This is a genomic window from Nocardia gamkensis NBRC 108242 (assembly GCF_001612985.1).
Taxonomy (GTDB): domain Bacteria; phylum Actinomycetota; class Actinomycetes; order Mycobacteriales; family Mycobacteriaceae; genus Nocardia; species Nocardia gamkensis.
In genome coordinates, this window is record NZ_BDBM01000016.1 from 23934 (window position 1) to 37378 (window position 13445).

14 protein-coding genes are annotated in these 13445 nt (G+C 68.0%); 5 read left to right on the top strand and 9 right to left on the bottom strand.

The window, feature by feature from the left end:
- Positions 1-4: 4 nt before the first annotated feature.
- Positions 5-781, bottom strand: a complete 777-nt coding sequence (locus tag NG1_RS15085) for an SDR family oxidoreductase (RefSeq protein WP_062971271.1) — start codon at positions 779-781, stop codon at positions 5-7.
- Complete coding sequence (locus NG1_RS15090; RefSeq protein ID WP_062971470.1) at positions 781-1944, bottom strand: hypothetical protein; 1164 nt, start codon at positions 1942-1944, stop codon at positions 781-783. Before NG1_RS15090 ends, NG1_RS15085 begins: the two co-directional genes overlap by 1 nt.
- An 83-nt stretch (positions 1945-2027) precedes the next feature.
- Here NG1_RS15090 and NG1_RS15095 point away from each other — a divergent pair, with 83 nt between their 5' ends.
- The 3 genes from NG1_RS15095 to cysC are packed head-to-tail and all read left to right on the top strand — an operon-like array spanning position 2028 to position 5704.
- Positions 2028-2927: a helix-turn-helix domain-containing protein gene (locus NG1_RS15095; RefSeq protein WP_062971273.1), complete on the top strand. Its 900-nt coding sequence runs from the start codon at positions 2028-2030 to the stop codon at positions 2925-2927.
- Positions 2928-2936: 9 nt separating this feature from the next.
- Complete coding sequence (cysD, locus tag NG1_RS15100; protein ID WP_062971275.1) at positions 2937-3869, top strand: sulfate adenylyltransferase subunit CysD; 933 nt, start codon at positions 2937-2939, stop codon at positions 3867-3869.
- Positions 3869-5704 (top strand): adenylyl-sulfate kinase, encoded by a 1836-nt coding sequence (gene cysC, locus NG1_RS15105; protein ID WP_062971277.1) that lies wholly within the window; start codon positions 3869-3871, stop codon positions 5702-5704. Before cysD ends, cysC begins: the two co-directional genes overlap by 1 nt.
- Before the next feature lie 61 nt (positions 5705-5765).
- Here the strand turns inward: cysC and NG1_RS15110 are convergent, their stop codons facing one another.
- Positions 5766-6056, bottom strand: coding sequence for a hypothetical protein (locus tag NG1_RS15110; RefSeq protein ID WP_157114062.1), 291 nt, complete (start codon positions 6054-6056; stop codon positions 5766-5768).
- Positions 6057-6332: 276 nt separating this feature from the next.
- Here NG1_RS15110 and NG1_RS15115 point away from each other — a divergent pair, with 276 nt between their 5' ends.
- The gene (locus NG1_RS15115) at positions 6333-6842 is read left to right on the top strand and encodes a helix-turn-helix domain-containing protein (protein ID WP_062971284.1); all 510 of its coding nucleotides are present in this window, start codon (positions 6333-6335) and stop codon (positions 6840-6842) included.
- A gap of 20 nt (positions 6843-6862) precedes the next feature.
- On the opposite strand, the gene NG1_RS15120 is transcribed toward NG1_RS15115, so the two are convergent.
- The 4 genes from NG1_RS15120 to NG1_RS15135 form a co-directional block, all read right to left on the bottom strand.
- Positions 6863-7849, bottom strand: coding sequence for an FAD-dependent monooxygenase (locus NG1_RS15120; RefSeq protein WP_062971286.1), 987 nt, complete (start codon positions 7847-7849; stop codon positions 6863-6865).
- 4 nt (positions 7850-7853) lie between these two features.
- Positions 7854-8990, bottom strand: coding sequence for a hypothetical protein (locus tag NG1_RS15125; RefSeq protein WP_062971288.1), 1137 nt, complete (start codon positions 8988-8990; stop codon positions 7854-7856).
- Positions 8987-9541, bottom strand: a complete 555-nt coding sequence (locus NG1_RS15130) for a M48 family metalloprotease (RefSeq protein ID WP_062971290.1) — start codon at positions 9539-9541, stop codon at positions 8987-8989. Before NG1_RS15130 ends, NG1_RS15125 begins: the two co-directional genes overlap by 4 nt.
- Positions 9542-9818: 277 nt before the next feature.
- Positions 9819-10760 carry a LysR family transcriptional regulator gene (locus NG1_RS15135; protein WP_062971292.1) on the bottom strand — a complete coding sequence of 314 codons (942 nt, stop codon included), beginning with the start codon at positions 10758-10760 and terminating at the stop codon, positions 9819-9821.
- Between the two features lie 75 nt (positions 10761-10835).
- Between NG1_RS15135 and NG1_RS15140 the strand changes: the two genes are divergently transcribed.
- Complete coding sequence (locus tag NG1_RS15140; RefSeq protein WP_062971472.1) at positions 10836-12368, top strand: MFS transporter; 1533 nt, start codon at positions 10836-10838, stop codon at positions 12366-12368.
- A 243-nt stretch (positions 12369-12611) separates the two neighbouring features.
- On the opposite strand, the gene NG1_RS15145 is transcribed toward NG1_RS15140, so the two are convergent.
- Both NG1_RS15145 and NG1_RS15150 read right to left on the bottom strand, forming a co-directional pair.
- A complete protein-coding gene (locus NG1_RS15145; protein ID WP_062971294.1) occupies positions 12612-13007 on the bottom strand; it encodes a hypothetical protein in 396 nt (131 codons plus the stop codon).
- Entirely contained in the window at positions 13007-13348 is a 342-nt protein-coding gene (locus NG1_RS15150; protein WP_062971296.1) for a hypothetical protein, read from the bottom strand. The genes NG1_RS15145 and NG1_RS15150 overlap by 1 nt, the downstream gene beginning before the upstream one ends.
- Positions 13349-13445: the final 97 nt, after the last annotated feature.

Sequence of the window (13445 nt, forward strand, 5' to 3'; positions counted from 1 at the left end):
TCTCCTAGTGGTGGTATTCGCCGGCGTTGACGTCCAGGCACGCGCCGGTGATCGCGCGCGCCATGGCGGAGGCGAAGAACACGACCGCGTCGGCGATCTCGTCGGGTTCGGGCAGCTTGCGCAGGTCGGTGGTCTTCGCGGTCTCGGCGTAGACCTCCTCGGAAGTGATCCCGCGCTGCTGCGCGAGATAGTTGAAATACCACTTCAGGTTGTCGGCCCAGATGTAGCCCGGCGCGACGGAATTCACCCGGATGCCCTTCGGCCCGAGTTCGGTGGCCAGGCTCTGGGCCAGCGCGAGCAGGCTGGCCTTGGCCATCTTGTAGGGCCCGAAGGTCCGGCGCGAGTGGCGCAGCACCGCCGAGTTGATCATCACGACCGAACCCTTGGTCTCCGCGAGAGCGGGCACGAACAGCCTGGTCAGTCGCAGCGCGGCGAGCACGTTCGTCTCGAAGCCCGCGCGCACCTGATCCAGGTCGACGTCCGCGAGGTCGACGATGGGGGGGATCGCGAAGGCATTGTTCACCAGCGTGTCGACCCTGCCGAAAGCGCTGTGCGCGGCCTCCACCAGGTGGGCCGCCGCCGCCTCGTCGTTGATATCGGTCGGCACCACCACCGCGCGCCTGCCCAGTTCGGTGATCTCCTTGGCCACCTCCGTCAGCCGTGACTCGGTCCGGGACGCGAGCACGACGTCCGCGCCCGCTTTCGCGCTCTGCACGGCGATCGCGCGCCCCAGTCCCGGCCCCACGCCGGAGACGACGACCACTTTGTCCTGCAACAACATCAGCCGAGCATCCTCTCCGCGACGGCGACCTGACGCGCCGCGATCCGGGCCCGCCACTGCTCCGGCGAGACGCGCGCCTGCTCGTAGAACGGCAAGCGGGCGGTCAGGTCGGCGACCGGCACCAGCTCCACGGTCGGCCCGTCGTCGGGTTTCATCTCCCGCGACAACCGCTGCCAGCGGAACTGTAGATATCCCCTGGCGTGCCCGGTACGCTCGATCCAGTTCGCCACGCCCGGGTCGCGCTCGCTCACCACCAGCCGGATCATCCCGTCCGGGTCCACGTGCGCCTGGTCGGCGGTGAGGCTGGTCTGGTGGTTGATGTAGTCCAGCGACAGGTACCACATGCTGCCCAGCTGGAAGCCCTGGTAGGGCGCGTCGGACTTCGGCACCGTGATGATCATGGCGTGGTCGTCGTCCAGGTCGTAGTGACCGACCGACGAGAACTGCGTGCTCAGCCCGCCCGGGGTCTGCCTGGGCTCGGTCAGCGTGTTGACCGGCAGGTTCAGATAGAACCACTCCGGGAAGGCGAGGAAGGTCTTCAACCGCGACACCAGCATCTTGCCCGCCACGCCGTACCGCTTGGTCATCACGTCCTTGGTCAACGGCGGCGGCGCGTCACCGATCCGGTCCACCCGATGGATGCGGATCGTGCCCGCCTTCTCGGTCGCCCAATCGCTGTGCACCTCCCGCACCACGAGCATCGCCGCGTCGGCGCCCAGGTGCACGTAGCCGGGTCCGGCTGCACCGGGTCCGAACCGGATCTCGTAGGACCCGTCGGGGCGGATGTCGAGTTCACGGTCGTCGAAGGCGGTGAGGCTGTCGGGTACGTCCACCGGCGAGTAGTTGCCGTTGAGCACCTGGAAGCTCAGGTCGCGGGTGGTACCGCGGGTGCCGGTCACCACGTATTCCGCGTTCGGCCGCAGATAGGAGTGGTAGTAGAGGGTGTCGGGGTTGTCCAGGCCCATCTTGGTGTAGGGGCCGGTGGACATCACGAAGAACGGGAAGTCCAGCTCGTAGGCCCAGGCCATCTGCAACGACGCGCGGATGCTGCCCGCCAGATAGTCGTAGCCCTCGACGAGGTCCTGTTCGGTGCGGATGTGCGCGGCTCCGGTGATGATCTGCTCGGCGGCGGCGATGGCGTCCGCGAACGGCTGTGTCAGCAAGAGGCTTCTCCGGTGTTCCAAATATGTACCACTCTGGTACATTTCGATAGAGGCAAGATTAGAACGTGTTCTAGGAGTGGTCAATGGTCGGCCGACGGTCCGCACCCACCGCACGCGTGGTTCAGGTCCTGGATTTCTTCGTCGAACAGCGCGGGAAACGCTTCGGGCTCTCCGAGCTCGCCCGCGAGCTCGACCTGGCCAAGCCGACCTGCCTGGGCATCCTCACCGAGCTGACCTCGGGCGGCTACCTGGTGCGCGACGCAGGCACGGTCACCTACGGGCTCGGACCGGCGCTGATCGCCGCGGGCCGGGTGGCGCAGGACAGTTTCGCGATCTCCGCGCTCGCCCGCGTCGAGCTGGAGGAACTCTCCGCGCGCTACCACACCACCTGCACCGCGTCGGCGGTGGTCGGCGAGCAGATCATGGTGCTGGAGAGCACCGGCCCCGGCCTGGTGAAGGTGGGCGCGGCCTACCATTTCGCGCCGCCGGTCGGCCTGATGTACGTACTCTGGGACACCGACGCGGCGTTCGACGCCTGGCTGGCCAAGCCCCCGGCGGTGCCGCTGCGACAGGACGAGGAGCGACTGCGCCAGGTCGTCGCCGAATGCCGCGAGCGCGGATTCCTGGTGGAGAGCACGACCACGGCAGGGCGGCGGCTGTACTCGCTGCTGGCCGGTGTCGCCGACCGCGATCTGCCGCCCGAGCTGCGCGAACTGGTCGGCGAGCTGGTGACCAGCCTGGGCGAGCGGGTGTATCTCGGCTCGGATCTGCGACCACGCAAAGAACACGCGGTGAGCCTGCTCGCCGCGCCGACCTACGACGGTGACGGCAGGCAGAACATGGTGCTCACGATGTACGTCGGCCGCTCCATCACCGGGGCCGAGATCGCGCGCCGTGGCGCGGCCCTGGTGGCGGCCGCCGACGCGGTGACGGCGAATTCGGGCGGGCGCAAACCATTGACCGATAACCGAAACGTGTTCTAGTTTTGCGGTGTGAGCCAGTACGCGAAGTCGACGGCGAGCACCTACGAGCTGCCCCATCTGGACGCGCTCGAGGCCGAGTCGGCGCACATATTCCGTGAAGTGGCAGCGACATTCGAGCGCCCGGTGTTGCTGTTCTCCGGCGGCAAGGACTCGGTGGTGATGCTGCACCTGGCGGCGAAGGCCTTCTGGCCGGCGCCGCTGCCGTTTCCGGTGCTGCACATCGACACCGGGCACAATTTCGACGAGGTGATCGCCTACCGCGACCAGACGGTGGCGCGGCTGGGCCTGCGCCTGGTGGTCGGGCGAGTGCAGGACGACATCGACGCGGGGCGCGTGGTCGAGGAGACCGGGCCGCGCGCCTCCCGCAACCGGTTGCAGACGACGACGCTGCTGCGCTCGATCCAGGAAGGAGCGTTCGACGCGGTCTTCGGCGGCGCGCGCCGCGACGAGGAGAAGGCCCGCGCCAAGGAGCGGGTATTCAGCTTCCGCGACGAGTACGGCCAGTGGGATCCGCGCAGGCAGCGCCCCGAGCTGTGGAACCTCTACAACGGCAGGCACCGCGCAGGCGAGCACATCCGGGTGTTCCCGCTGTCGAACTGGACCGAGCTGGACATCTGGAGTTACATCGCCGCCGAAGGCATCGAGCTGCCCCCGCTCTATTACGCGCACCGCAGGCCGGTGGTACAGCGCGACGGAATGCTGTTGGCGCACACCCGCTTTCTCGAACTGCTCGACGGCGAGGAGCCCTACGAGTCCACCATACGGTTCCGCACCGTCGGCGACGCGACCTGCACCGGCTGCGTCGAATCCACCGCGGCCACACCCGCGGAGGTGGTCGCCGAGGTCGCCGCGGCGCGGGTCACCGAGCGCGGCGCCACCCGCGCCGACGACCGCATCTCCGAGGCAGGCATGGAAGACCGCAAACGCGAAGGCTACTTCTGATGACGACCACATTGTTGCGTCTGGCCACCGCGGGCAGCGTCGACGACGGCAAGTCCACGCTGATCGGCAGGCTGCTGTTCGACTCCAAGACGCTGTTCACCGATCAGCTCGCCGCGGTGGAGCGCACCAGCCGCGACCGCGGCGACGACTATCCCAACCTCGCCCTGCTCACCGACGGCCTGCGCGCCGAACGTGAACAGGGGATCACGATCGACGTGGCGCATCGCTATTTCGCCACGCCGAGAAGAAAATTCATCATCGCAGACACTCCGGGGCACGTGCAGTACACCCGCAATATGGTGACCGGCGCTTCCACCGCCGACCTGGCGCTGATCCTGGTCGACGCCCGCAAGGGCGTGGTGGAGCAGACGCGCAGGCACGCGTTCCTGGCCAGCCTGCTCGGCATCCCGCACCTGGTGCTGTGCGTGAACAAGATGGACCTGGTGGACTGGTCGCAGGAACGGTTCGAGGAGATCCGCGAGGAGTTCGCGCGATTCGCGTCCAAACTGGACGTCTCCGACCTGACCTTCGTGCCGGTGTCGGCGCTGCACGGCGACAACATCGTGCACCGTGGCGCGAGCATGCCGTGGTATGAGGGCACTCCCCTGCTGCACCATCTGGAAGAGGTGCATATCGCCTCGGACCGCAACCTGATCGATGCGCGCTTCCCGGTGCAGTACGTCACCCGCAGCCACGGCCAGGATTTCCGCGGATACGCGGGCACCGTGGCGGGCGGAGTCTTCAAGCCCGGCGACGAAGTGGCGGTGCTGCCGTCCGGTTTCACCACCACGGTCGAGGCGATCTGGGGGCCGGGCGGCGCGCCGGTCGCGGAAGCCTTTCCGCCGCAGGCGGTCACCATCCAGCTAGCCGACGAGCTGGATATCTCCCGCGGCGATCTGATCTGCCGTCCGAACAACCGCCCGACCGCGGGCCGTGATCTCGACGCGATGGTGTGCTGGTTCGCCGAGGACGCCCAGCTGACACCCGGCGCTACCTACACCATCCGGCACAGCACCCGCGCGGCGACCGCCGAGGTGCGCTCGCTGGACTACCGGCTGGACGTCAACACGCTGCATCGCGACGAGCACGCGGAGTCGTTGTCGCTCAACGAGATCGGCCGCGTCCAGCTGCGCACCCGGCAACCGTTGCTGTTCGACCCGTACCGCCGCAACCGCGCTACCGGCAGCTTCATCCTCGTCGACGACACCACCAACAACACCGTCGCCGCGGGCATGATCACCGGCCCGAGCCTGCCCTCCACCCGAGTGGTCTGGCACTCCACGGCCGTCGAGCGCGACGAGCGCGCCACCCGCGGTCTGACGGTCTGGCTGACCGGCTTGTCCGGGTCCGGAAAGTCCACCGTCGCCGTGGAACTGGAGCGCAGGTTGGTCGCCGCGGGCCGCCCGGCGTTCCTCCTGGACGGCGACAACCTGCGCCACGGCCTCAACTCGGATCTCGGCTTCAGCACGGCCGACCGGGAGGAAAACGTCCGCCGCGTCGGCGAAGTGGCGAAACTGTTCGCCGAAGCCGGTGTGGTCGCAGTGGTTTCACTGATCAGCCCCTACCGCGCCGACCGCGACCGCGTCCGCGCCGCCCACGAAGCGGCGGACATCTCCTTCCTGGAAGTGTTCGTCGACACGCCACTGGCCGTCTGCGAAGCCCGCGACCCCAAAGGCATGTACGCCAAGGCCCGCGCGGGCGAGATCCGCGGATTCACCGGCATCGACGACCCCTACGAAGCACCGACCGAAGCCGAGATCGTCCTACGGCCCGACCACGGTGACCCGGCCTCGATGGCGGCGACGATCATCGCCCGGCTGAGTCGGTTGGACTGATCAGGCCTCAGCGCCGGGTAGCGAGGGCACGTTCGCGGGACGTCACATGTCGTCCGCTGATTCAGGGGACTATGTCCGCGCTCGGAACGACGTAGCGGACGCGGTCGGTGTTGTGTGCCTCCGTTCCGAGGTCGACGATCGTTGCGTCACCGACCTGTTCGACGAGATTAACGCCGATCTCCACCGGCACCGGATACGCCGAATCCGGCCCCAGGTCGTCGGGTGCGCCGAAGATCGGCAGCTTGTCGATCAAGCTGTGCGTGACACCGTCGGCATCCGTGAACTCGACTTCGATGACACCCGGCTGAGTGTCCGACACCCATCGGACGGCTTTCCCCCAGATAACGGCCATTCCGTCAGTATGCCCTCGAGCTCCGCCGCAGCGAGCGTCACCACCAGTCGCGGCTACTGTCCGCAGCTGAAATGCCAACGCCGGCTTCGTGGATCGGCTATCCCCTCCACAGTCGATACACGAAGCCGGCTTCCGGTGACATCTCCGTAATCGGTTCGGATACGAGCGTAGAGCGATAGGATCTGATTGTAAAGCGCTAAGCGCCTAGCCGCTGCGCTCTGATCCTTTACCGGCGGATACCATGTTCGCACGGTGACGGGCCGAATCGGGAGGTTGGTGGCACAGGTCGTGTCCGGCGAGGGAGATGAGATCAGCGAGGAGCCGACGGAGGACGCCGGCCCCATCGCGCGGCACCTGAATCGGGTGATCGCCGCTGCGCAGCAGCGGGATTCACGCAGCTACTCCAACAAAGACATCGCCGAGCGCTCGACCGCGCTCGGCTATCCGCTGAGCCCGGCCCAGGTCTCGCACATCCGGCTCGGACGAGTCCGCAACCCCAGTTTTCGCACGGTCGAGGGGATTTCCGTGGCACTGGGCGTCGACGTTCGGGAATTCCTCGACGGCGCGGCCGCGCAGCAAGCCGACGTCGAATCGCGGCTGGCCGCGGAACTCTCCGAGGCGGGCGTGGAGGCGATCGGTTTCCGCCTGTCCGAACTCGGCACCTTGAACGAACTCGGCAGATCGACGTTCGGCGCCATAGTCGGCAACATCCTGCGCGATCTCCAGCAGCACGAACTCTATCGCCGACCGGCCGCCGCGGAGGACGACGAGAAAACCGAGGGCTGAGTGATCGGCTATCGCTCGTGTCAGAGCCGCAGATCCTCCGCCGAGACTTTCGGAGCGGGGCCCGGCCGATAGGTCGCCTGCGCGATCGGGCGGCGAACTTCCGTATAGGACTCCAGCGCGGCGGCAATGGAGTCCGCGCTGCGCAGGGTCTTCGCCAAGACGATCGCATCCTCGATGGCGGAGGTCGCGCCACGCCCCGCCGCAGGCGAAACGGCATGCGCCGCATCGCCGATCAGTACGGTGTCGGCGTTGTGCCAGCTGCCCTCGGGTTCGAGTTCGTACAGTGCGATGGGAGCGCTCACCTCGGAACGCTCCAGCACCCGCATCACCGGGGTGGCCCGCAGTGCGTCGAGGAACACCTCCGGGTCGACCGCCGCGCCGGACGCGACGCTCCGCCTGCTGAACCAGAATGATCCATCGCGGTCGTCCCCCACATAGCCTGCTACACCTTCGGGGTGCGACCAGAAGTGCAGGACGTGCGTCGGGAGCCCGGGCACCACGGCCCGGCAATGACCGTAGCGGATCGATTGGCCGGTGTAGGTGGGCTCTCTGGGATCGCCGAGCATGCGCCGCGTGGCCGAACGAGCACCGTCCGCGCCGACCAGCAGATCACCCGTGCGCGAGCCGGGATCGACCCGCGTTCCGTATTCGCACGGGATGTCCACTTCTTCCAACCCTTCTCGCAACAAGGCCAGGAGATCCTTGCGCCAGATGTGGGTGCTGGACCAGCGATGACCGGGCTCGGTCCGGGCGAAGGAATTCGTTCGCCCGGTGAGCGTGTCGACGGTGCTGACGCCGACGACCGGGAATCCGGCCGCTCTGACCTTTTCGCCCAGGCCGATCTGATCGAGCGCGGTCGACGCCGCGGGGCCGAGGGTGACCCACCCGCCCACCTCGGCAGTGCGCGTCGCGGTCTCATAGATCTGCACCCGCGCACCGACTTTCGCCATCGCCAGGGCCGCGCACGCCCCTCCGACACCGCAGCCGATGATCTCCGCTCGAAACATCCGGTCACACCTTCGCCGTGGGCCGAGCCCATTGCCGACGCACCCGAACCATGTTCTCCCCCAGGCCGGCCGCCAAGGCCACGAGCAGTTTGCGGTCGGCATCGAACGTATCAGCCTGGTCCACGGCCGCGCGGTGCGGTTCGCCGTACAGCACCGGCCGCTCGTGATTGGCCGCGGCGACGCGCTGGAGTTCGCGCGCGTAGCCGGAGACGGTGGCGGTCGACGTCGGATCGATCTGGGGGCTGAGCAGCATCAGCGCATCACGAATGTCGACCATCATCGCCTGCCGCCATTCCATGACGGCCGCCAAGGGCTGCCGGACGCGGAAGGCGGGCATCCGCCGTTCCGGAAGAAACCGGGTGATCACGCCGACCGCGAAACGCCACAGCCGCCACAGCAACAGAACGTCACGCAATGCCGCGAGGCCGACGACCACAGCTCGTATCCGCATCACCAAGCCATACCAGGACACACCCAGAAGGAATACGAGCTGCCCCAGATAGACCTCCCACCGCCCCAGCGCGACGAGCGCTCGCGGTGGCCGTTCCGATGCCGCGTAGTACCCGAGCTGGACGGTGAAAGTCACCGTGGCGGCGAGCATCGACACCGCACCTATCGCGGCGAGCACGATTCCGTGGGCCGGCGTCCCCGAGAGCAGACGCAGATAGGCGAAGCAGTAGAAGACGATCAACATCCCGATCGGCAACGTGCTCACCTTCTCCCCGAGATTGAAGCCGACCACGGCGGGGTCGGCGAATCCGTAGGGTTTCGCGCCGGGGCCCGCGACGGCCGCGCACACGGCCATGACGATGATCGACGCGGCAAGCGGGATACCGAGCCCGACCAGTATTTTCTTCGTCTGGGCGGTGTGCCGGGAGGCCAGCACGAAGAACGCGACGATGCAGGCCTTGGCTCCCACCAGCAGGACGGTCCCGACGAATTCGTAACCCATCGCGCTCAGCAACCACGGGTCCGGGCGGTTCTGGACGTACTCGCCGAAGGCATACCCGGACGCGAGGAAGAAGAAGGCCCCCACGACCGCGAGAAGAGCCACGTCCTTGTTGCGGCGGTATTGACTCGACTTCCAGATCATGGCGGCGGCGAACGCCGCGATGAGCCACCCGTGCGGTATGTAGATCACAGCCAGCCCATTCTCTCCTGCAACGGCAGTGACAGGTCTTCGGTCCGCTGTAAGGGCCGCAGCGCGCGCTGCCGATCGAGCACCCTGCCCACCTCGTACCCCCACCGCGCGAGCAGGTTCGCCGTGTATTCCGCCTCCCATTCCCGCTCCGGAGACATCGCCGAATGGCGGTGCACGTTCCCGGTCTCGTAGTGCCCGGCGATGATGTGCCCGAACTCGTGCCCGATCCCGTGGTCCTGATGCCAGGCGGGTGTCGCCTTCTGATACGCGATGACGTAGGTGTCGGGCGGCGCCGAAAGCTTCAACGTGATCGCGAAGAAGCAATCGACCGGCAGCAACTTCTCCTGTAGGAGCACCGTCGCGCCGGTGAATTCGCAATAGCGCTCGATCAGCTGGCGCATGGTCAGCAATTCACGCACCTTCATGCGCTGGAGCAGCAGGCGGGTGCGATGCTCGACTTCGCGAACCCGCGCGGGACTCAGGACGAAGCGAGAGTTTCCGTCCCGCGCGCTGTCGGCGGAACCCGCCGTGTCACCCGCCGAGCGTCTCATGCGCCCGCGCCATACGGAACTCAACAGACCTCACACCCCGCAGCCCGCCCCACCGCCCGACTCTCGGTAACCGGTCCGTCGAACGGTACGAAAACGATGCCGAGCGCCGCGCCTGATCGACCATCGTGGTCACAAACCCCCGTGCCCGGCCGGTTCGGCGTTCAAGGTACCACCGCCGCGACCGGACGGCATTGATTCGAATCCCGCTGGCACGCCCCGCATTCGCATCGATTCGGAGGTCGTGCATCGGCCGCACCTGCTCGGAGGCGACACGATGTCACCCGGGCGTGCGAACGGACTCCGCCGATTTCGCGCCGCCGGGCTCGCACAACGCGTCGCGAATGGTGTCGCGCAGCCAGCGCTGGGCCGGATCGGCGTCGAGCCGGGCATGCCAGAGCAGGCGCACTTCGACTTCCGGCAGGTCCGCGGCGAGGGGAAACCAGCGAATGCCGAGAGTCCGGCCGTACTGTTCGGCGAGGCGCTGCGGGACGAGTCCGACGTAACGGCTCGAGGAGACCAGGAGCGCGGCGACAGCGAAGGTCGGGACGACGGCGGCGACGTGGCGTTGCAGGCCCGCCGCGTCGAGCGCATCGTCGAGCGGTCCGCGAGCGCGTCCACGGCGGGAGGCCGAGACGTGGGGATGCCCGCACAGTTGCCGCAACGTCGGGCGACGGCGCCTGCCCAGCGGACTGTCGGCGCGGACGATGCCGACCATTCGTTCCCGGTACAGCACGGCGGTGCGGATGTCGGGAGCCGCGGCGTCACCGACGCCGATGTCGAGATCGACTGAACCGTCACGCAGGGCCTCGGCGCTCTCGCTGCCCTCCGTGACGAAACGAAGGACCACGCCGGGGGCGAGCGCGGCCGTGGCTTCGACCGCCGTCGTCGCCAAGGTCGCGGCGACGCCGTCATTGATGCGAATGGTGAAAGTGCGCTCGAGTTCGCCGATCGCGATCTCGCGATCGGCGCTGATCAACGCGGACGCTTCGTCGAGCAGTGACCGCACCCGCGGCGCGGTGCGCAATGCGAACGGTGTCGGAGCCATCCCACGCCCGGCGCGCACCAGGATCGGATCGTTCATCGCCCGTCGTAACCGGCCCAGCGCCCGGCTGGTCGCGGGGATGGACAGATGCAAGCGCTCGGAAGCCGCCGTGACCCCGCCTTCCCGGAGCAGGGCGTCGAACACCCGCAGGAGGTTGAGATCCAGCTGCTCGGGCATAGTTGCATCCTACGCAAGTATCTATTGCCGAAGTTGCGTGGCACGAAGTTCATCGTGCTCCCTACCGTCGGGGACATGCCGTTCAATGCCATGCTCCGGGATCGCGCCGCGTCGTCGCGACACCCGTCCCGTCCCGCCGCGCAGCGCAGTCTGCTCGCGATCATGTGCGCCTGCGTAGTCCTCGTCGTCGGGATGGTCGCCGCGATCAACCTCGCCGTCCCGATGCTTGCCTCGAGCACGCTGCATCCGTCCGCGTCAGCGCTGGCGTGGATCGTCGACACCTATGTGATCGTGTTCGCCTGCCTCGTCATCCCGGGTGGAGCCGCCGGGGACCGCTTCGGGCGCAAAGGAGTGCTGCTCACGGGCCTGGCGCTGTTCGCGGTGGGCGCGCTGATCTCGGCAACGGCACCCGGCCTGGCCCTGCTTCTGGCGGGCCGTGCGATCACGGGTGTCGGAGCCGCCGCCGTGCTACCCAACACGCTGTCGGTCCTGCTGCACGCCGTACCCGCCGAACGCAAGGGCGCGACGATCGCCACCTGGGCGTCGATGACGGGCATCGGCGGAGTCGTCGGTAACGTCGGCGGCGGGTCGATCCTGTCGGGCGGCTCGTGGCGCTGGTTGTTCGCCGCCGCCGTGCCGATCTCGCTGGTTCTCGCCGCGCTCGTGGGACGTATCGCGCCGGTGTCTGCGCGCCATGATCGCCGCCTCGATCCGCTCGGCGCGGTGCTGCTCGTCGGTGCGTCGGTCGCGCTGCTGCTCGGCATCGTCCAAGGGCCGGAGGCGGGCTGGGACAGCGTGGTCGTCATCGCCGGGTTCGTCTGCGCCGCGGCGCTGTTCACCGTGTGGACGATTGTCGAACTGAAGGTCGAGCATCCGCTGCTCGATCCACGGTTGTTCCGCCTGCCCGCCCTGCGCAGCGCCTGCCTCGGCATGACCACGGTCTTCTTCGGCATGTTCGCGCTGTTCTATGTCAACGCGTCGTTGCTCCAGTACGGCAAAGGATTCGGCGTTCTGCGAACCGGGCTGGGGATCGTCCCGCTGACCATGCCGATCATCCTCGGCGCACGACACGTCGGACGCCTGTCGCAGCGCATCGGCCTCGACGCCACCACCGCGCTCGCGTTCGGGTTCGTCGGCTGCGGATTGCTCGGGCTGTCCACCGGTGACGCGCGGACGCCCTACCTCGTCTACGCCGCGTGGCTGGTCGTGACCGGAGTCGGCGTGACGCTGGCGCTTCCGACGCTGTCCGGCGCCATCGCCGGTTCGCTACCGCCGGAGCAGGCCGGAGTCGCAGCCGGATTGCAGGCCACCACACGCGAATTCGGCAGCGCCCTGGGTGTCGCGGTCATCGGCACGGTGCTCACCGCACGGTTCGTCGCCGCGCTGCCACCGGACATCCGCGCCGACCACGATCCGCACACCATGGCCCAGGCGCTCGCCGCGACCACACCCGACCGCGCCCACGAGGTCGTCACCGCGTTCGTCTCGGGCACGCAGATGGGCCTGCGGGCGATCGGCGTGACCGTGCTCATCCTCGGCGGGCTGGTCGTGCTGCAATCGCTGCTGTCCCGGCGGAGGGTGCCGGTCGCCGTCAATCGTCCTCGCTGATCGCACGGAGGTGACGCGCACGGTCACCCGCACCATAGAGACCACCGGCGGTCGGATCGGATCGCTGCGGAAGCTGATCCGCGCAACCGATCGCGGACCTGCACAAAGGCGTATCGACATGGAGGCGCGTTCGGTACTGCGCGGTGGCTCATGGGTCGTATCGGGACGCGTCGCCGCCGGTAAGGTCTTCGGTATGCCTGCGCGAGGGGGCAGGCGGTAGTCGATCCGCCTGCCCTCACCGTTCTATGACAGCGCTTCGCTCCCGCGCGGGCGGAACGGATTCGGCCGGCGCGGAGACTTACTCGGCCGCATGCGGCCGGTGGTCCGTAAGGTCTCCACCGCCGCGCATTTCCACGAGCATTCGTCCGCGTCGCACTCGAGATGCACCTGCATGAGCGCGTGCGCGTCGCCGGGGCCGAATTCCGGGCCGTCTGTCGGTTCTACCGCAGGCCAGCCCAACGGCGGCCAGCCCAACAGGCACAATTGTTCATGGCCGACCCGTTCGGCGATGTGGTAGACGCTCGGACCCCGCAACGGCCTGCGCCACCATCTACTCGCGGCGAAGAAGACCGTCAGCAGCACCGCGACCACCGCGGTTCCCACCACCAGCGCTGTGCCGACCTCGGACCAGCCGGACATCACGACCCCACCCCGCTCTCCGATGAGCCGAACGGCGCCCACCGATGTCCCCGCTCCCACACCTGCTCGGGCGCGACGACAATCACCGTCACTTCTTCCGTCAGGCCGCGCCTGGCGGTCCAGATGTGCTCCCGGGTCGGGGCGATGACGACCGAAGCGCCCACCCGGCGGATCGTCTGCACGAGCAGCAGCGTCGGCATCAGCGCATCCCGATCCACCACGAGCACTTCCGGCTCGCGATAGCCTCGCCGCTCGGCTAGCGCCCGAATCGCGCGCTCCTCACCCGCGTGATCACTGCCGGACTGATCCAGCCGGATGTAGCCGAGCGCGATTTCCGCCATGTCCGCCCCTCTTCCGTCGATGTGGTGTGGCACCCGGCGCCGGGGATCCCGGACGATGGCAACGCGATCGGCGCTGTCGACGAGGGATGTGCTCGCC